At 57.5% G+C, this 18,959-nt stretch carries 19 protein-coding genes, 1 tRNA gene and 1 other annotated feature (1 of these 21 running past the window's edge); of the genes, 11 read left to right on the top strand and 9 right to left on the bottom strand.

Annotated elements, in window-relative coordinates; all coding sequences use genetic code 11:
* Positions 1-33: 33 nt before the first annotated feature.
* Together PD282_RS00495 and PD282_RS00500 are read right to left on the bottom strand one after the other, a co-directional pair.
* On the bottom strand, positions 34-1,026 hold the full coding sequence (locus tag PD282_RS00495; RefSeq protein WP_274648456.1) for an oxidoreductase: 993 nt from the start codon (positions 1,024-1,026) through the stop codon (positions 34-36).
* A 6-nt stretch (positions 1,027-1,032) separates the two neighbouring features.
* The gene (locus PD282_RS00500; protein ID WP_274648457.1) at positions 1,033-1,440 is read right to left on the bottom strand and encodes a MerR family transcriptional regulator; all 408 of its coding nucleotides are present in this window, start codon (positions 1,438-1,440) and stop codon (positions 1,033-1,035) included.
* A 441-nt stretch (positions 1,441-1,881) separates the two neighbouring features.
* Between PD282_RS00500 and PD282_RS00505 the strand changes: the two genes are divergently transcribed.
* On the top strand, positions 1,882-2,238 hold the full coding sequence (locus PD282_RS00505; RefSeq protein ID WP_274648458.1) for a DUF898 family protein: 357 nt from the start codon (positions 1,882-1,884) through the stop codon (positions 2,236-2,238).
* 350 nt (positions 2,239-2,588) lie between these two features.
* Here PD282_RS00505 and PD282_RS00510 read toward each other — a convergent pair.
* Positions 2,589-2,665 (bottom strand) — tRNA-Arg (locus tag PD282_RS00510).
* A 263-nt stretch (positions 2,666-2,928) separates the two neighbouring features.
* Here PD282_RS00510 and PD282_RS00515 point away from each other — a divergent pair.
* Complete coding sequence (locus PD282_RS00515; RefSeq protein ID WP_274648459.1) at positions 2,929-3,105, top strand: aspartyl-phosphate phosphatase Spo0E family protein; 177 nt, start codon at positions 2,929-2,931, stop codon at positions 3,103-3,105.
* A gap of 45 nt (positions 3,106-3,150) precedes the next feature.
* Here PD282_RS00515 and tadA read toward each other — a convergent pair whose 3' ends face one another.
* A complete protein-coding gene (gene tadA / locus PD282_RS00520) occupies positions 3,151-3,621 on the bottom strand; it encodes a tRNA adenosine(34) deaminase TadA (protein WP_274648460.1) in 471 nt (156 codons plus the stop codon).
* Positions 3,622-3,970: 349 nt separating this feature from the next.
* On the opposite strand from tadA, the gene PD282_RS00525 reads away from it, so the two are divergent.
* The 5 genes from PD282_RS00525 (at position 3,971) to rluF (ending at position 11,409) form a co-directional block, all read left to right on the top strand.
* Complete coding sequence (locus tag PD282_RS00525) at positions 3,971-6,271, top strand: ATP-binding protein (protein WP_274648461.1); 2,301 nt, start codon at positions 3,971-3,973, stop codon at positions 6,269-6,271.
* A 203-nt stretch (positions 6,272-6,474) separates the two neighbouring features.
* Positions 6,475-7,980, top strand: a complete 1,506-nt coding sequence (gene glpK / locus PD282_RS00530; protein WP_274648462.1) for a glycerol kinase GlpK — start codon at positions 6,475-6,477, stop codon at positions 7,978-7,980.
* A 335-nt stretch (positions 7,981-8,315) separates the two neighbouring features.
* Positions 8,316-9,983, top strand: a complete 1,668-nt coding sequence (locus PD282_RS00535) for a glycerol-3-phosphate dehydrogenase/oxidase (RefSeq protein ID WP_274648463.1) — start codon at positions 8,316-8,318, stop codon at positions 9,981-9,983.
* 24 nt (positions 9,984-10,007) lie between these two features.
* On the top strand, positions 10,008-10,559 hold the full coding sequence (locus tag PD282_RS00540) for a glycerol-3-phosphate responsive antiterminator (RefSeq protein ID WP_274648464.1): 552 nt from the start codon (positions 10,008-10,010) through the stop codon (positions 10,557-10,559).
* 130 nt (positions 10,560-10,689) lie between these two features.
* Positions 10,690-11,409, top strand: coding sequence for a 23S rRNA pseudouridine(2604) synthase RluF (gene rluF, locus PD282_RS00545; protein ID WP_274648465.1), 720 nt, complete (start codon positions 10,690-10,692; stop codon positions 11,407-11,409).
* A 79-nt stretch (positions 11,410-11,488) separates the two neighbouring features.
* Here the strand turns inward: rluF and motB are convergent, their stop codons facing one another.
* Both motB and motA read right to left on the bottom strand, forming a co-directional pair.
* Positions 11,489-12,307: a flagellar motor protein MotB gene (gene motB, locus PD282_RS00550; protein ID WP_274648466.1), complete on the bottom strand. Its 819-nt coding sequence runs from the start codon at positions 12,305-12,307 to the stop codon at positions 11,489-11,491.
* The gene (gene motA / locus PD282_RS00555; RefSeq protein ID WP_274648467.1) at positions 12,291-13,091 is read right to left on the bottom strand and encodes a flagellar motor stator protein MotA; all 801 of its coding nucleotides are present in this window, start codon (positions 13,089-13,091) and stop codon (positions 12,291-12,293) included. The genes motB and motA overlap by 17 nt, the downstream gene beginning before the upstream one ends.
* A 267-nt stretch (positions 13,092-13,358) precedes the next feature.
* On the opposite strand from motA, the gene PD282_RS00560 reads away from it, so the two are divergent.
* From PD282_RS00560 to PD282_RS00570, 3 genes are all read left to right on the top strand, one after another.
* A complete protein-coding gene (locus tag PD282_RS00560; RefSeq protein ID WP_420832261.1) occupies positions 13,359-13,655 on the top strand; it encodes a KRAB domain-containing protein in 297 nt (98 codons plus the stop codon).
* A gap of 153 nt (positions 13,656-13,808) precedes the next feature.
* Positions 13,809-14,120, top strand: a complete 312-nt coding sequence (locus tag PD282_RS00565; protein ID WP_274648468.1) for a 4a-hydroxytetrahydrobiopterin dehydratase — start codon at positions 13,809-13,811, stop codon at positions 14,118-14,120.
* Positions 14,121-14,308: 188 nt separating this feature from the next.
* Entirely contained in the window at positions 14,309-15,580 is a 1,272-nt protein-coding gene (locus tag PD282_RS00570; protein WP_274648469.1) for an EAL domain-containing protein, read from the top strand.
* Positions 15,581-15,853: 273 nt separating this feature from the next.
* Here PD282_RS00570 and PD282_RS00575 read toward each other — a convergent pair whose 3' ends face one another.
* Both PD282_RS00575 and PD282_RS00580 read right to left on the bottom strand, forming a co-directional pair.
* Positions 15,854-16,057, bottom strand: a complete 204-nt coding sequence (locus PD282_RS00575) for a DUF378 domain-containing protein (RefSeq protein WP_274648470.1) — start codon at positions 16,055-16,057, stop codon at positions 15,854-15,856.
* 321 nt (positions 16,058-16,378) lie between these two features.
* Positions 16,379-16,879 (bottom strand): GNAT family N-acetyltransferase, encoded by a 501-nt coding sequence (locus tag PD282_RS00580; protein WP_274648471.1) that lies wholly within the window; start codon positions 16,877-16,879, stop codon positions 16,379-16,381.
* A 167-nt stretch (positions 16,880-17,046) separates the two neighbouring features.
* Here PD282_RS00580 and PD282_RS00585 point away from each other — a divergent pair, with 167 nt between their 5' ends.
* Positions 17,047-17,904: a sulfurtransferase gene (locus tag PD282_RS00585; RefSeq protein WP_274648472.1), complete on the top strand. Its 858-nt coding sequence runs from the start codon at positions 17,047-17,049 to the stop codon at positions 17,902-17,904.
* A 142-nt stretch (positions 17,905-18,046) separates the two neighbouring features.
* Here the strand turns inward: PD282_RS00585 and PD282_RS00590 are convergent, their stop codons facing one another.
* Positions 18,047-18,775 (bottom strand): HAD family hydrolase, encoded by a 729-nt coding sequence (locus PD282_RS00590; RefSeq protein ID WP_274648473.1) that lies wholly within the window; start codon positions 18,773-18,775, stop codon positions 18,047-18,049.
* A gap of 128 nt (positions 18,776-18,903) precedes the next feature.
* Positions 18,904-18,959 (top strand) — a binding site (T-box leader); it runs 237 nt beyond the window's last position.

Genomic DNA, 18,959 nt, shown 5'->3' on the forward strand with positions numbered 1-18,959 from the left:
CCATCCAAATGTCTATGCTGTGCCTGTATTTAGTCAGGTCTCGAATTTCACGCCGGTCATGTCCTCGCTGAGCCGCCACAGCCGCTCCGCTTTAACGGGATCAATGGCCCATGCCACGACGCCCGGCTGCTCTGTCGGGGTATCGGCAGGCACGACTTTGGCGATATCAACATCTTCGCAGTAAACGCCGCCTTTGCCGTCTAGTTGAGGGCTAGTGGCGCACCATATGCTTGTCGCCGCTCCCTGCTCAATCGTTTTTAAATTGCGATTCTCTACGCGGCGTCCCTGTTTGTCACGCGCGTAGATCGCAAGCATCTCATCATCCGACAGATGGCGAGACAGATCGGTATCGATGATGCCGGGGTGCAAAGAGAAGGCACGTACGCCGGATGTATACCCGCGCTTGTCCAGTTCGACGGCAAAAAGCGCATTGGCCGATTTGGATTGTGCATAAGCGATCCATCTGTCATACTCCCTGCGCTCGAAGTTCGGATCGTCGAAATTGACGCCGCCTAAGCGCAAGGCTGACGATGAAACGGAGACCACCCTGGCTCCGCCCGCCTGTTTCAAGGCCGGCCAGAGCCGCGCCGCGAGTTGAAAATGTCCCAGATGGTTGGTTGCGAACTGGGATTCATATCCGCGGGCGTCCCGCGTCAACGGAGGTACCATAATGCCGGCGCTGTTGACGAGTATATTTAACGGGCGTCCCGAATCAAGAAATCGCTGCGCAAAAGCGTCGATGGACGCCGGGTTAATGAGATCCAATTCCTGCAGCTCCACTCGCGGAATGCCGGCAAGCGAGGCGCGGGCCTTTTCCAGCGTACGCGCAGGTACGACTACCGTCGCTCCCGCTTCGGCCAGAACGCGAACGGTCTCCAGCCCAATTCCCGAGTAACCACCCGTAACGATAGCGGTTTTTCCCTTCAGATTGCGCCCGCCAAGCGCTTCCGCCGCGGTGGTATTATGCCCGAAGCCCGATGGTATCGGTGCCTGAGGAGTCGTCGCATATCCGATCGTTGTAGTCATGAAAAACTATCCCCCTTGCGGAGTTTGCGGCGCAGGTCCAGACGTTGATGAGGTGAGGCCCATCAACTCCTTATAATTCTCTATTTTATACTTCATCAAATCCAATGCGGTGAGCATGTCCGAGATCTGCGCCTCAATCATGATTTTGTGTTCCTGCAGCACGTTATAACAGCCTTCATAGTTCTCAGCTTTATAAAACATGATATACCGTTCAATTTCTTTCAGCGGCATATTGGCTCTCTTCAGAAAGGCAACAAACGTAAAACAGTCGAGATCGGACTGGGTATATTCCCTGTGTCCGTTATTTTTGCGCCGCACTTCCGGCAGCAGTCCGATCCTCTCGTAATAACGGATGGTATCCTGACTGAATCCTGTCCGTTCCGCAATGTCCGAGATCGAAAATAAAGGTTCCATATCCGCACCTTTCTACAAGCCGATAATCGGCAGCACCCGGCTTGTTATCCAGCATCATATAACTTGGAGTATACTCAAAGTCAAGGGAAAGCCATTCCCCAATATTTGTATGTTTCTGTCGTTCGTTAGCGGTTCGACTGAACTTAATTTGGCCCAAATCCAAACAAATATGCTGAAAATACTGTACCTGCCGTAAAATTATGGGCACCTGCGGAACCAGCAAAAGCTGGCTTGGAAGAAAGCCGATTCGAGGATGAAAATAAAATGAGTGGCGACCGGATCACCAGGGAAGAAGCGGCCGTCGTCTTGAACCGGCTACGGGTAATGTGCTACAGCTCATCGCCGGGAATACGCTTAGTAAAAAACTATTGCAGGAAAATATACCTAATTGTAGAATCGAAATATGGAAATTTAGGTCGAAAAATAGGGAGGAGGAAGGAAATGAACGCTAATGCTGCTGCTCATGGGGGAGTCGTCCAATATCCCGGTCAAGTGGGAACGGGATCGTACTTTGATGGAGGATTGGCGCAGCTTATCGGCTGGCGTATCGCAGGGTTTCTTGTAACGGTGTGTACCCTTGGAATTTGCTATCCTTGGAGCTTTGTGATGATTTATAAATGGGAAGTTGAACACATGGTCATCGAAGGCCGTCGTCTACGATTTGAAGGTACTTCTATCGGGCTGTTCGGCAACTGGATCAAATGGTGGTTGCTGTGTGTTATTACCTTAGGTATCTATTCGTTCTGGCTGTCTATTAAGCTCAGACAATGGAAGGCAAAACACACTTACTTTGCATAATGCCAAGCGCGTTGGAATTTGAAGACCGCCCTTGACTCCGTTGAGCAGGGCGGTTTTTGGCGTTCTATGTCTTATTCATGACTAGAAGTAAGAGAAATAAGGGAGTTCTTTGCCTGAAATGAGTGTTTCCGGTAATTCAGGTACGTTATGAAATGCAAAATGCCAGATGTATGGGTTACTCTTCACTTCGTTCCACTAAAAATGCATACGCCACCTGGCTACCAGCATCACACCTCCAATTCGTCTCCAATTCGTCTCCAATTCGTCCCCAATAAAAAAATGTTATGATTGGTACAGAAAAAGAGCAAATAAAAAACCCTTGAATATCAAGGGTTTGGCGTTTTAGAAAATGGCGCGCCCGATACGATTCGAACGTACGACCTGCAGTTTAGGAAACTGTCGCTCTATCCTGCTGAGCTACGGGCGCGCGTCAGCGAATACCATTATAACAGAAATCGGCGCTTGAGAAAAGGCTGTTGCGTGCCTGAACCCGGAAGAATAAAACTTTCAGATTCTGGAACAGAAGGGAATCCCGTTATAAAAAGGGAAAACTCGAAAGTTGTCGATTTTTTCACCGGAATCGTGTCGAAACGTCGACAGCTTTTTACAAACTCCTTTCTTGGGACGGGTTATAATAAATATGTTACCGATTGAATGCCGCATCATGATGGGAGCGATGTTCGAAGCGCTATGAAGGATAAACTAAGGCTGCTCGATGAGCTGCAAGCGCTTCGTTTAAAACTGATGGAAGCTGCTGAAGCTCGAGGAAGTTTAACCGATCCGGAGGTGCTGGCTATTAGCGAGGCGGCGGACGAGCTGATTGTTACGCTGCAGCAACTGCAAAAAAATGAAATGCACCGTAAGTGAGTGATAGCTCGTCTGGGCACTTCCGTCATTCGGGCGGGACAAGCATTACGATCGTCCTCTTAATTTCCGAAAAAAACCGGTGAGCAGGGCGGCGCATTCTTCCTGAAGCACACCGCCGACCAGTTCGGTTTCATGATTGAAGCGCGGCTCCTGAAGCAGATTCATCAACGTGCCGGCACATCCGGCTTTCGGGTCGGCTGTGCCGTACACCACCTTGCGCACCCTGCTTTGAATAAGTGCGCCGGCGCACATCGGGCATGGCTCAAGGGTAACATATAAAATGCAGTCCAGAAGGCGCCAAGCCTGCAGGTGGCGGCTGGCCTCGCGGACCGCGATCATCTCCGCGTGCGCTGTCGGATCGAACGTCGTCTCGCGCATATTGCAGCCTCTGCCTATGATTCGGCCGTCCTTGACGACAACCGCTCCAATCGGCACCTCGCCGAGCTGTTCCGCCTTACGGGCTTCGGCAATCGCTTCTTTCATCCAAAGTTCATCTTCTTCACGAATAAAAACCATGCATCATTCGTCCTCCACTTTTTTATTTCAAAATTGGGTGTCCATCGGCAGGAAAACTGTCGATTTGAATCGAATTATGCTGCGAACAGATATTCGTTGTTAACACGTTGTGAATAGATTTGTGGACAAATATCCGTTTATTCACATTATTATGCACATATTATCCGACCTCGGTGTGGATATGGGGAAAACTTTGTGGATAAATAGGTTGTCCGAATCAGAGGTTCCGTGTATCGTAAGTCGCGGCACGGGTCCGCTAGCGTTTTCAAAATAGGACAAGCAGGTTATGGATTCCAAAAAGTTTCACTAACCATGTCGAAAGCCGGATGCGAGAAGGGTGTGTCGCAGCTTGTCTGTAAAAATCAAATTGACCTGCACCATTTCGGGCATTGTTCTGCTGCTGCTTGTTCTCAATGTAATTTTGAACGTTTATTCGATGGGGGTCAACCTGCGCGCCGAAATCGAGAAGCGGATGCTTCATTCGGGCAGCGAGCTGGAAGCGTCCTTTCAGAGGTATGCCATGAATTATGAGACGGTTGAGACCGCGACGGACGACCGATTGAAAGCAGTTTCCATTGCCGTTTCGGACCGACTGAGCGATAACGGCGGCCAAATCGGCAAAAACCGGCTTTCGGAAATCGCCGCGCAGCTCGATATCTCGACCGTTTCGCTGCTGCTGCCGTCGGCCGGCGGTTACATCGTCAAAGCGTCCAGCGATTCAGCCGAGCTGGGGAGAACTTACGATCTGTCGAAGTATCGGCTGCAGGTTGTCGGCGCGAACCCCAATCCGGAGGAAAGCTTCAAGTTCTGGTCCGGTACGTCCGGCCAGCCGGAGCGGCTCGAGTCCCGCGGGTTTAAACGCAGCTTTTACGCCAATGCGAAGCAATCCTACATCATCAGCTGCGTCATACGCGATGCGCAGCCTGCGCCGTTCGAAATTTTTCCGTATACGGAGCCCGGCCAGCGAGGAGGGTCGTATTTGCTGGAAATCAGCGCTTTTAATCCGGATATGCTGGATAAGGAGGCCGTCCCCACCAAAGCGGAGGCGCCGACCGTCGAACAGATGAAGCAGCACAGCCTGATCTTCGGCATTTATACGTACCGCGTTCCGGGCGAGGATTTGAAGCATATCCGGGAAGCGGCGCAAACGAATCGCCACGTGTTCGATTACGATTCGTCATTCGGCGGCAGGGCGCTCATCAAAACCTTCCTTCCGGTGCAGGGGCCAATACCTTATGTGATTGGTCTTGTCATGGACAAGAAAAGCACAATGCTTCTGATGGAGCAGCAGCGGACCAACGAGATTTATATTTCCGCGATCCTTCTGCTGGCCGTCGTGATTTGCAGTTACTTTTTATCCGATCTTCTGCTCCGTCCGCTCCGGACGATTGTGTGGAAAGTGAACGAAGTCTCGTTCGGCCGATTCGACGAGTCGATCAAGGTAAAGCGCAAGGACGAGCTCGGCCTGCTGGCGGAGCGCGTCAATACGATGTCGAAGAATCTCGGGATGTACACGAACAAGCTGAAAAGCGCTTTCGAAGAAAACCGGTCCATGAAGGAATATTTGGAATCGTTTATTCATCATACGACCGATGCTATTCACGTGACCGACTTGGACGGTCGCATTACGCGTGTAAACGAAGCGTTCGAGGAGCTGTTCGGCTACAGCGCGGAGGAGGCCGCCGGCATTCAGCTGCCGCTTGTACCGGATCACCTGAAGGATGAAGAGCAGCAGATTGTCGCGCTGCTGATAGCCGGCGAGCCGCTCGCCGCGCGTGAAACGATTCGGGTCACGAAGGACGGGAGATGGCTCGACGTCAGCGTGACGACGTCGCCGATCCGCGACAAATACGGCGTCATCCACGCCATCGCAAACATTACGCGGGACATGACCGTACGCAATAAAATGGAGGAGCTGCTTCGCCGGTCCGAGAAGCTGACGACCGTCGGCCAGCTGGCGGCGGGCGTCGCGCACGAGATTCGTAACCCGCTGACGACATTGCGCGGTTTTCTGCAGCTGCAGCAGCAGACGAACAAGCTGAACCCGCGCCACATCGATCTGATGCTGTCGGAGCTTGACCGGATCAATCTGATCGTCGGCGAATTTTTGATTTTGGCTAAGCCGCAGGCGACCCGTTTCGAGGTGAAGGACGTGCGCTACATCCTTGGCGACGTCGTGTCGCTGCTCGACAGCCAGGCGCATCTGTGTAATATCATAATCGTCACGCGGTATATGGACAAGCCGTGCCTGGTGTCGTGCGAAGAGAACCAGCTGAAGCAGGTGTTCATCAATGTGCTGAAAAATGCAATCGAAGCGATGCCGTCCGGCGGGGAAATTCATATTGCCGTATCGGACGAAGCGGGGCAGGCTGCCGTGACCATAACCGATTCCGGCGTCGGCATCCCGGAGGAAATGATCGCGAAGCTGGGCGATCCGTTCATCACCGGGAAAGAAACGGGGACCGGGCTCGGCATTATGGTCAGCCAGCGGATCATTCAAAGCCATCACGGAGCGATGGATATCCGCAGCAAGGTCGGGCAGGGAACGACGGTCACGATTACGCTGCCGCTGCTGCAGGCCGCCGGCGGCACTTACGCCGAAATCGGCATAACGGCCGATTATAAGAGGAAACTCGGCGAATCCGGCTAATGTTTGGCAAAAAGATTTACAGCCGGGCGGCGCTCGATTATAATCGGAATCAAGTGAATAGCGTTTTGCTGGGAGACGACGGAGAACAGCCATTATCTTTTGTTTGCGGCCCCCTTTCATGGCGAAGGGAGCGGGGCGAACGGTTGATAACGGCTGTTTTTGTTCATGTCGGGCCGCACAATCGGCAGGAGGAGGGTGCAGCGATGGAAAAGAACTATATACTGGCGCTTGACCAGGGGACGACCAGCTCGCGCGCAATCGTATTCGACCGGGCGGGCGGCATCGTCGGCACGGCGCAGAAGGAATTTACGCAAATTTATCCGAAGGCCGGCTGGGTCGAGCATGACCCGATGGAAATTTGGGGGACGCAGAGCGGCGTCGCCCGGGAGGTGCTGGAAACGCGGGGCATCCGCCCGCAGGAAATCGCCGCCATCGGCATTACCAATCAGCGCGAGACGACGATCATCTGGGATCAAACTACCGGCAAACCGATCCATAACGCCATCGTATGGCAGGACCGGAGGACGGCGGGCATCTGTGACGGGCTGAAGGCAAAAGGGCTGGAGGCTTACATCCGGCAGACGACCGGGCTTGTCGTGGACGCTTATTTTGCCGGGACGAAGGTGAAGTGGCTGCTTGATCATGTCGACGGTGCGAGGGAAAAGGCCGAGCGCGGCGAGCTGCTGTTCGGAACGGTCGATACGTGGCTGATCTGGAACCTGACGCGGGGCAGGGTGCATGCGACGGATTATTCCAACGCCTCTCGGACGATGCTCTATAATATCAATGAGCTGTGCTGGGACGAGCAGCTGCTTGCCGAGCTCGGCGTGCCCGCATCCATGCTCCCGGAGGTCCGTCCATCGTCCGGCCTTTACGGCGTTACCGATTCGCAAACGTTCGGAGGTGCCGAAATCCCGATCGCCGGCGCAGCGGGAGACCAGCATGCGGCATTGTTCGGTCAAGCCTGCTTCGAATCCGGCATGGCGAAAAATACGTACGGCACCGGCTGCTTCATGCTGATGAATACCGGGGACCGGCCGGTCGAATCGAAATCCGGCCTGCTGACGACGATTGCCTGGGGGGTCGACGGAAAAGTCGAGTATGCGCTTGAAGGCAGCATTTTCATCGCGGGGGCGGCGATCCAGTGGCTGCGCGACGGGCTGAGACTGTTCGACTCCGCCGCCGATTCCGAGTATTATGCGAGCAAGGTTGACGATACGGACGGCGTTTACGTCGTCCCGGCTTTTGCCGGCCTCGGCGCGCCTTATTGGGACATGTATGCGAGAGGCGCCATGTTCGGCCTGACGCGCGGTACAAGCAAGGCGCATATCGTAAGAGCGACGCTGCATTCGCTGGCGTACCAGACCAAGGACGTGCTCGCCGCGATGGAAAGCGACTCCGGCCTCAAGCTAAGCTCGCTGCGCGTCGACGGCGGAGCGACCGCCAACAAGGTGCTGATGCAGTTTCAGGCCGATCTGCTGGGCGTTGAGGTCCGCCGGCCGGCGATCACGGAGACGACGGCGCTCGGTGCCGCTTATTTGGCCGGCATAGCGTCCGGCTTCTGGGAAAAGAGCGAGCTGGCGCAGCGGACGGAAAGCGACACGGTGTTCGCGCCGGATATGGACGAAGAGGCGCGGGCGAAGCTGTATAAGGGCTGGAAGAAGGCGGTCAAGCGGACGATGGAGTGGGCGAAGGAAGACGAGGAGTAGCTCTGGCAGACGCTGCAATGCCGGCGGTGCGGGAAGAGCGCGGCTCGCGTCCTTGAGCGCTTTTTCCGGCTGACGCCGGCCGCCGCAAGCAGCCGGTCGTACGGAACAGCGCGGGTTTAATTCGACAAGTGAATAGCTGAAGATCGGGATGGAGAAGGGGAGAAACCTCGGCATCGATCGCCGGCAGGCGCCGGCGTTCTTTGCCGAGGATTATTTTTTTGAACGCGAGGAAAGATTAACGTTTCGCGTACTTTCGCTATCAATTGAAGGGAAGAAACGGAAGGCGGCGTCAGCCGTTTCTTCTTATCGGATGTAATACGGGGAGGAGAAGTTTCATGGACAAACGGCCTTTTTCGGTCAAGGAGCGGGTGTCGCGTCTGGAAGAGATGGCCGCCGCGCCGCTTGATGTGCTCGTGATCGGCGGCGGTATAACAGGTGCGGGCATCGCGCTCGATGCGGCTTCGCGGGGGCTCCGCGTCGGGCTGCTGGAGAAGCAGGATTTCGGAGCGGGCACAAGCAGCCGGTCGACCAAGCTGATTCACGGCGGACTCCGTTATTTGAAGCAGGGAGAAATCAAGCTCGTTCAGGAGGTCGGGCGCGAGCGGACGATTTTGTACCGGAATGCGCCGCACATCGTCATACCCGAGCCGATGCTGCTGCCGCTCGTCAAGGGCGGTACTTACGGCCGGCTGGCCACCTCCTTCGGGCTGTGGCTTTACGACCGGCTGGCCGGCGTGACGAGAAAGGAGCGCCGGGTCATGCTGAGCCGGGGGAAAACGCTGCAGGCGGAGCCGCTGCTGCGCGGCGACATCTTGAAGGGCGGGGGGCTGTATATCGAATACCGGACCGACGACGCCCGGCTGACGATCGAAACGATGAAGACGGCCGATCAATACGGCGCACTGTGCGTCAATTACGCTGAAGCGACGTCGTTCGTATATGAGGACGGGATTGCCGTCGGAATCGAGGCGGCCGACCTCCTTGGAGGCGGGTCATACCGGATTATGGCGCGCAAAATCGTCAACGCGGCCGGGCCGTGGGGCGATTTGCTGCGGGAGAAGGACCATTCGCTGACGGGCAAGCGGCTGCATTTGACCAAAGGCGTTCATCTGGTCGTGGCGCAGGATAAATTCCCGCTGCGGCAGGCCGTTTATTTCGACGTGCCGGACGGCCGGATGATCTTCGCCATTCCCCGCGGCGGCTCGACCTATATCGGCACGACGGACACCGATTACGCCGGCAGCCTGGAGAAGCCCCGCGTCACGCGGGAGGAGGTCCGCTACCTGCTGGATGCGGCAAACGCGATGTTTCCGTCGCTGCGCCTTGCCGAAGGCGATGTCACCTCGAGCTGGGCCGGGCTGCGCCCGCTCATTCACGAGGACGGCAAATCGCCTTCCGAGCTGTCCCGGAAGGACGAAATTTTCGTTTCGCCGAGCGGGCTGATCACGATCGCCGGCGGCAAGCTGACGGGCTTCCGCAAAATGGCGGAGCGCGTCGTCGACCTGGCCGGCCGGCAGCTGGAGCAGGAAACGGGGAGAAGCATCGGCGGATGCATCACGGACCGAATCGTTCTGTCCGGCGGCGGGTTCGATTCGCCGGAATCGGTTCCGCAGGCGATCAAGGAGCTGACCCCGCTCGCGGTCTCGGCCGGACTCGGCGAACGCGAGGTTCAGCGGCTTGTCGGCAAATACGGAGTCAATGCCGGGCTTATTCTGGAGCGGGCCAAAGCCGCCGTGCCGGGACCGGGCAAGGGTTTGGCCGCCGCCGACCGGCTGCTGCTGGCCGAGGCGCATTACGCCATACATGCGGAGATGGCGGCAACGATCGGCGATTTCTTCATTCGCCGGACCGGCATGCTGCTGTTCGACCGGCCGGCCATCGGGAAAGCGCTGACGCCGGTGCTGGAGGCGTTCGCAGCAGAGCTCGGCTGGGACGGCGAGCAGCGTACCCGCAATCGGGAGCAATTTGACGAGGAGTACGAGGCGGCGGTAACATTCAGGTAAGACGAGCGTGAAGGGGGCCAGCGTATGGAGCGACATGTAGAGCAGCATATGGTGATTCCGGCCGTTCGCGGCTTTAAGGAGCTGGAAATGGCGCTTGAGCTGCCGCAGAAGGTGATTTTCCTGCTTGAGGGCGAGCTGATTCACCTGCAGCGCATCGTAGACAGCGTGAAGCGGGCAGGCAAACGGATTTACCTGCATTTGGACATGGTGAAGGGCATTAAAGAGGACGAAGCGTCAATCCATTATTTGTCGAAGATCGTGAAAATCGACGGGATCATCAGCACGCGGACGTCCAGCCTGATTCATGCGAAGAAGTATGGGCTCATCGCAATCCAGCGCGGCTTCCTGATCGATTCCCACTCGATCCGGACGATCACGAATGCCGCAGCGCAGGTGAAGCCCGATTTTATCGAAATTCTCCCGAGCTTCTCGCATCCTAAGCTTGCGTTGATTAAGCGGGAAACCGGCGTGGACGTCATTCTCGGAGGCTTCGTCGAGAAGAAAGAGGATTTGCCGGTTCTGTTCCAGGCTGGGGCGATTGCCGTGTCGACGAGCCGGCCCGAGCTGTGGAAGTAGCGCTGCGACGCAATTCCGAACGCCGGCGAGACCGGAGTTTGGCCAGCGAGTGCGGGCTGCTGCGGCGCTTGCCTGTCCGCCCGCCGTTCGGGTTATAATAAGATCAGCTTTCGGGGGGTGAAGGACAGGCTTGAGAATCAATAAATTCATTAGCGAGACCGGGTTTTGCTCCCGGCGGGAGGCGGACAAGCTGGTCGAAGCCGGCCGGGTGACGATTAACGGCAGCAGGGCGGAGCTGGGCAGCCAGGCCGAACCGGGCGACGATGTCCGGATCGACGGCAGGCGTATCGGCGAACACAGGGGCCATGTCTATATCGCGCTGAACAAGCCGGTCGGCATCACGAGCACGACCGAGGCGCACGTCGCCGGCAATATCGTCGATTTCGTCGGCCATCCGGAACGGATATTTCCCATTGGCAGGCTGGACAAGGATTCGGAGGGGCTGATCCTGCTGACCAACGACGGGGATATCGTCAACCGGATTTTGCGGGCGGAGGGCCGGCACGAGAAGGAATATATCGTGACGGTGGACAAGCCGGTCACGCCGTTGTTCGTGAAGGCGATGAGCGAAGGCGTCCGCATTCTCGGCGGCATGACGCTGCCGTGCAGGGTGACGCGCGAAACGGAACGCGTATTCCGGATCGTGCTGACCGAGGGGAAGAACCGTCAAATTCGCCGGATGTGCCAGGCGCTGGGCTTCCGCGTCACGCGGCTGCGGCGTATTCGCATCATGAACATCCATCTCGGCGGCCTCAGTGTCGGGAAATGGCGAGATTTGACCGCTGCGGAGCTGGAGGAACTGTTCGCGCTGCTGGACGGCAGACAGGAGCAACCTTTTCCCGGGAAATAATGAAAACCAACGCTTTCCGACAAGACTCGTTTCTTTCGGACAAGACGTTGGTTTTTTTGATTGGCCTCGCGAGGGGCGCCTATGGCTTCGGCGTTGCCGGAACCTGCTTCGCGGCCAACGGATCGATATAATTGCGGATGATCGACACTTCGACCCGGCGGTTTTTGGACCGGCCTTCGGGCGTATCGTTCGAGGCGACAGGCCGGTATTCACCGTAGCCGATCGCGCTGAACCGTCTCGGATCGAGCTTTTTGTTGGCGAGCAGAATGTCCATGAACCGAATGGCGCGGGCGGAGCTCAAATCCCAGTTCGATTTGAATTCGGCCGTCGCGATCGGCTCGTTGTCGGTATGGCCGGACACGACGATTTCGTACCCGGGGTAATTGACGAGCATGCTGGCGATCGACTGTGCGAGCGATTTCGACTCGGGCTTGACCTCTGCGCTTCCCGAAGGAAACAGCGCATTGTCGCTGATCGTAATCGTAAGCTGGGACTGGTTGAGCTTCGTCTCAAGCTGCGTCGTCAGTCCGTTCGCCTTGATATACTGATCGATCTGCTTCTTCAGCTTCTCGAGGTCCTCCTGCTCTCTCTTCTTCAGTTCCTGAAGCGATGCGGCGTTCTGCCGGCTATCGTCAGGCGATTTCGGCCGCTCTCTCGTTTGCTTGTCGGGCTGCTCGCCGTTGTCGATGAGGGCCGAACTGTCCAGCACGCCGACGCCGTTCTCGAAGGCGACGCTGAAGGCCGCGCTGAGCTCCTGAAATTTTTTCACATCGAGCGAGCTCATTGCATACAACACGATAAAGAGCGCGAGCAGCAGCGTAAGCAGGTCGGCGTACGGGATAAGCCACGACTCGTCCATATGGTCGTCGTCATGGCCTTTTTTATACTTTTTGCTCAAGGACCTCCGCTCCCTTCTCGCTCAATCTGCGCCGTTCGGCCGGGGTCAGGAAGACGGAAAGCTTCTGGTTGATGGCGATCGTGGAGACGCCGGACTGGATGGACAGCAGCCCTTCGACCATCATGAGGCGGAGATCGATTTCGCGCTTGGACAACCGCTTCAGCTTGTTGGCGATCGGGTGCCAGAGCACATAACCGGTGAAAATACCGAGCAGCGTAGCGATGAACGCGCCGGCAATCGCATGCGCCAGCTTATCGGAGTCGGTCATATCCGACAGCGCCGCGATCAGGCCGATGACCGCCCCGAGCACGCCGAGCGTCGGCGCGTAAGTGCCCGCCTGCGTGAAAATAAGCGCGCCGGTGCGGTGGCGCTCCTCTGTGGCGGCAATATCCTCCAGCAGCACATCGCGGACGAAATCGTGGTCGTTGCCGTCGATAATCATCCGCATGCCTCCCCGAAGGAACGGATCCTCGATCTCGTCGACCTTCGTTTCCAGCGCCAGCAGCCCTTCGCGGCGGGTAATCGTCGCCCAATCCATGAATAAGGCGATCAGCTCCTCGCGCCGGATCAGCTTTTGCGGCACGAAAATCATTTTCACAAGTTGGGGGAATTTCGCGATTTCCGATGTCGGGAAGCCGATAAACAAGGAGGCCGCGGTGCCGACGAGAATGATCACGTAGGCGGCGGGCGTGAGCAGACTGGCCAGAGGCGCTCCCTTCAGCACCATGCCGAGCATAACGGCGACAAGGCCGAGAGCGAGTCCGATAATCGTTGATTTTTCCATGAAACACCTCGTCCAATAAGTGATGAAAGGAAAATGAGACGGACAAGGCCGACCATTCCCAAACCGAGGAGACTGCCGCGGGCGGACCGGAGCGTCCCGAAGGCGGCAGCCGTGCCGGCAGCCGGGGCAGTTCCAACCTTTAAAAGGGTTATCGTCAAAAAAGGTGGCGCAAATTAGAGCAAAAGCGGCGGAAGCGACGTTAATTTTTGGCTCAATTCGTGTAGAATATGAGTAAGACCTTTAAATTCGCTCCGAAAGGCGGAATCGATGATGGGCGTGAAGCATGCCAGGGAGTATAAAGATATTTTGAACGATCTGACCGAAGCGATCCTAGCGATCGGGGACGGGTATACGTTTTTTGAAATGGCTCCGGAGGAATGGGGATCGCTGGATTCGGCGCAGCGGCGTGAGGTTATGGAGGCGCTGGCCGACGACGTGTTCTACGGGCTTGGGCAGCAGCCGGTCATTCCGGTTGGCGGCGGAACGGTCGCATACCGGCCGAAGCATCACTTTATCGAGGTTGCGGTAGACGAAACCGAAAGCCGGATCGTCCGATTGATCTGAACGGTAAAGGCGATTGAAAGACTTGCTGCTCTGCCGAAGGGCCGTCACAGCAAGATTTTTTCAACTCTCTGCTATCGATCTAAGGGAAGAAACTTGTTCCGACGTCACAAGACGGCGCCGGCCGTTTCTTCATGGGGAAGGCGGGTTTTGAAAATGGGCGGCAAAATCGAAAAACTGACGCAGGAGGCGGCGGACGAGGCGATTGCGGGGCTTGAAGGGTGGGTGCGCGAGGACGTCAAATGGATCCGCGGCAGCTACCGGTTCGCTTCGTTCCCGGACGCGGTCGCCTACGTCGGCCGGATCGCCGATATTGCCGAGGAGATGAACCATCATCCGTTCATCGGCATCGACTATAAAAAGGTGACGCTGCGCCTGACGACCTGGAGCGCCGGCGGAATTACGGAGCTGGATATCCGGGCGGCCCGGCGATATAACGAAGCGTACGGCGCGTTTCGCGGCGAATAAAGCGGCTTGACTGCGCGCTGCCGCAGCACGGGCGGAAGGCTGCGTCCGGCCGGAGCGGCCCGCTCCCGCAGGAACGGGCAATTCGCCGAAGGCTCCCCTTTACAACGGGCGGACCCCTCTTTTACAATAAAGCATATCGCGTGGAATGTCAGTTTATCTAACACAAAATTAACACTAGGGGCGCGGCGATGAAGGGACAAGCAGCTGCAGCGAAACAGCCGCACAAAATACCGGCAGGCCGGACCATGCCTTATTTTCAGCCGATCGTAGCGCTCGATTCGCGGCAAGTGATGGGCTACGAGGCGCTGGGCCGCTTGGCGACAAGCGAGGGCGTGCGCAGTCTCGGTCCTTTTTTCGAAGACAGGACGGTTTCGATGGCGGACCATATCCGGGTTGACCGCAGGCTGCGCGAACAGGCGCTGAAGACGTTCGCCGGAGGCAAAGGGACGGCACTGGCGCCGGCGCCGGACGGCACCAAGCTGTTTCTCAATTTGAAGCCGTCGTGGATCTTCGAGACGTATGCCAGAACCGGCGATCTGCCGACGCTGCGGCTGATGGACAAGCATGGCGTCGATCCCGGGCGGGTCGTGATCGAAATAACCGAGGAAGCGTTCACGGAGCCGATGGAGCAGCTGCGGCCGGTCGTGGACGTGTATCGCCGGGCAGGCTGCCTGATCGCGATCGACGATGTGGGCAGCGGATTCAGCAATTTGGACCGGATTGCCCGTCTTCAGCCGCATGTGCTGAAAATCGACATTCATATGCTTCGCGAGAGCGGGAAGCACACCGGCTATTACGGGGTGCTTCGGTCGTTCTCGACTTTGGCCGACCAAATCGGCGCGTCGCTTCTCGTCGAAGGGGTCGAGACGGAGCTCGAGCTTCAGCGGGCGATCGAGATCGGCGCCAGATATGCGCAGGGGTTCTTGTTCGCGCCGGCCGAGCCGGTGTTTCATCCGCCGCTCGGCTTCTCATCGCTGATCGGGCGGGGACTCGAGCTGCGGCGCCTGCGGATGCTGGAAGCCGGGCGGCATTGGCGCGCGAAGGCTTGCAGGCTGCGCACGGCTGTCGACAGGGCGCGGCGGGAAGGAGAGGCCGCTTCCGGAGGAGCGGTTGAGGATGCATTCATCGAGCAGCTGCTGCCGGATCTGGACGACAGCTGTATTCGCGTCTATTTGTGCGGCGAGGACGGCATCCAGCTGTCCGCTAACTACCGCCGGGAAGCGGGGGATGTGTGGTCCCGCGAGACGTCGTACAGGGGATTTAATTGGAGCTGGCGGCCGTATTTCATTCCGGCTTTCGTCCGTCTCGAAGCCGGCCCCGGGGCGATCGTATCGTCGGACTACACTGACCTCGATTCAACGAGACGCATACGAACCGTCTGCATCCCCGTGCCGGGATATGGTTTGCTGTTTGCCGATATGACGGAGGCGAGGGAGACGGAGGAGGAAACGGGAGCTTAGGGGATGCATTTCGTGAAGCCGTTGGAGCAAGCCAGCCCTAAGACCGGCGGCCGCATGGGAAGAGCCCGCTGCGCTCGAGGCGCGGAACGGGCTCTCGTTGACCGGCAGGAAATGAACAATTCGTCTTCCTTCCCGAACGATCGGTACAAAGAAACGTGCTCCACCTCCAAAGAGCGGCGCCAAACGTTTCTTTTTGCGCGGACCGAAAAAGTTTATCGATATAAAAGGGGCAAGGCTCCGGCTTTCGCGGCTGCAGCCGCTTTTTCTTGGGCGTCAGTCCTCCGCGGACACTTTGCCGAAGAACGACAGCGAATACAGCGCGGCAATGCCGAAGATGATGTAGACGATTTTCGAGCCGACCTCGGCGGCGCCGCCGAACAGCTCCGCGATGGCGTCGTACTCGAAGACGCCCACCAGCAGCCAGTTAATCCCTCCCAGAATCAGCACGATTAACGCAATGACGTTCAGTACTTTCATGAATCCCGCCTCCTCAAGTTTTTCGAAAGAAAAACAGCTACGAAAGCACAAGCTAACAGGTTTTTCGAAGAAAAACGGCGTCGAAAGCACAAGCTAACAGGTTTTTCGAAAGAAAAACAGCTACTAAAGCACAAGCTAACAAGTTTTTCGAAAGAAAAACAGCTGCGAAAGCATAGGCCGACAAGTTTTTCTCACGGCGTCGAAAGCATAGACGAAAGTCGTTTTTGGAAGAAAAACGGCATCGTCGATACTACTCATATGCAGGGGCGGGAAACAATAGTACCTTTTTCAATCGCCGGTGGTTTGCGGTATGTCCTTCCGTTACGGCAGATAGGTCATCGCATGCACTTCCGCCGGCCCGTTCGGCGTCGAACGCACGTAAGTGTCGGTAATGACGAACCCGGCTTTGGCGTAAGCGCGAATCGCCCGCTCGTTCCAGACGTGCACCTCGAGATCGATTTCGTCGTTCGGCGCGCGGCGCAAGGCCTCGCGAACCAAAGCCGAGACCATATGCGGGCCGATGCCGCGGCCGCACAGACCGGGGCGGATGCCGAGGCCGATGCGCGTGACCCCGAGCAGCGGAAAAAATTGCCCAAAGCCGATAAAAGTGCCGTTCCGGTCGAGCACAGCGGCGTACTGTCGTTCGCGGATGGCCGGATCGCCGAATTCAAGACCGAGCTGCTGCATCACTTCCCACGAGCTCCAATGATAGAAATCGTACGGCGGCTCGTAGCGCCATCCGCATAATTCCTCGGCCAACTGCGTCGAAAGCGGCACAACGGAGAAGGAAGTGCAGGACCGGTCGTCGTCTGGTAGAGACATGTTGGGCGGAGGCCTCCTTGATGGGCGTGCGTTCAGGCACGGCTTCATGAGCAACATTATAACAAATCCCGAATCGTCATGGTAAAATAGAACCAGGCTTGTTCAAAATAACGCATTCCGCTTGCCGAAGCGGGTGCAAATCCCTGCAAAGAGAGAAGGCTGCCCTTATGAATGGAATCGTATCGCCGCCATGGCTGCATGAGCGTCTGCAAAACGCCTCCAACCCGGTTCGTGTCGCGGATTGCCGGTTTCTGCTTCAGGATGCCGCCGCCGGGGAGCGCGCCTACCATACCGCGCATATTCCCGGCGCGGTGTATATGGATTTGGAGCGGGATCTGTCCGCTCCGATCCGCGAAGACCGCCGCGGCGGCCGGCATCCGCTGCCGGAGCCGGCTGCGCTGGCCGCCGCGCTCGAGCGTGCCGGCATTACGCGCGGCACGCACGTCGTCGCCTACGACGACCAGGGCGGCGCGATGGCCGCGCGCCTCGTCTGGCTGCTCCGCTGGCTGGGCCATCCGGGCGGCGCCTCCATCCTGGACGGCGGCTTTGCCGGGTGGCAGGCCGCCGGGTACCCCGTCACCGCCGAAGCGCCGCAAATCGCCCCGGCGGACGAGCCGTATACGCCGGACGTGCAGCCGCAGCTGGCCGTCACGGCGGAGGACGTGCGCGAGCGGATCGGCCGGCCGGGCGTCGTCCTGATCGACTCCCGGGAAGCGCCGCGCTACCGCGGGGAGACGGAGCCGATCGATCCGGCCGCAGGCCACATTCCCGGCGCGATCAACCGCTTCTGGAAGGACGCCCTTGCGGCGGACGGGACCTGGCTGCCGGACGAAGCGCAGCGCGAGCGCTTCGCGCACCTGTCGCCGGACGACGAAATCATCGTCTACTGCGGCTCGGGCGTCACCGCCTGCCCGAACGTGTTCGCGCTCGAAGCGATCGGCTTCCGCAACGTGAAGCTGTATGCGGGAAGCTGGAGCGACTGGGTGTCGAACAAGGAGAATCCGATCGCGACGGGAGAAGAATAAGGGCTGAAGAGGTTTCGTCAGACGGTACAATCGCATCGGGCAGCCAAGCCTAAACGCAAAAAAATCTCCGGGGGCTCGCGCCTTCCGGAGATTTTTCATTTACGACAACAAACGATCCACATTCCTAATCAGGACATCTCTCTTAGGACACAGCGGTTTCATCCAATAAAGGCAAAATGTCGCTCAACGTCGAAACCGTTCGATACGGAAGCTCCGGAGACGGATGGCCGAGCCTTTTGGGATTGATCCAGATCCCCTTGATGCCCAGCTTTTGAGGCGCGGCGATTTCCCATTCGTAATTGTCCCCGACCATCCATGTCTCATCGGCCGCGGCACCCAGACGGTCCAACGCATGCAGATAAATCCTTTCATCAGGCTTGCCGGCACCGAATTCCTCTTCGATCAGAATGCAGTCGAAAAAGGGTGCCAGCCCGAAGCGTTCGATCTTGTTCCGCTGCGGAAGCTTGGCGCCATTGGTCAGGAGCGCAAGCCGGAAGCCCTTATCGCGCAATTGCCGCAGCGTTTCGACGGCGCCGGGATACGGCTGGATTTCATGGTCGCGTTCGACTCCGTAATCGACGGCGATCCGCCGGGACGCGGCGGGCTCGTGAATGCTTGCGAGCCGAAGGGCGCTCGCAACGATCTCGGTACGGGCTTTGTCCAGGTCCAGCCGTCCCGTGCGGTGCCGTTCCGGATCGCTCCAATACCATTTGGCATGCCGCTTAATTTCGGTAATCAGCTCGCCGATACGTGCATCGTCCAGGCGCAGATGCCTGCTGCATACACGCTTCCAACAAAGGTCCAGATCGATTCCGTGATCGTAGGAAATAATCGTATCGTCCATGTCGAGCAGAATCGCTTTCGGGCGCATCGTTTCACTCCCCGTGGAAATGCCTTTTGGACTCATTATAAGCCCGTTTCCCCGGCCGAACCAGCGGCAATTATGTTCCTTTGCCGATTGACCCGCCGAATCGTTTGATGTAAGATGCTTCATATATCCGAACGACGCAGATAAAGGGTAAGTAGGCATGCGCGAAGGACGTGCAGAGAGCCGG

It is taken from the genome of Paenibacillus humicola, assembly GCF_028826105.1.
Lineage (GTDB): Bacteria > Bacillota > Bacilli > Paenibacillales > Paenibacillaceae > Paenibacillus_Z > Paenibacillus_Z humicola.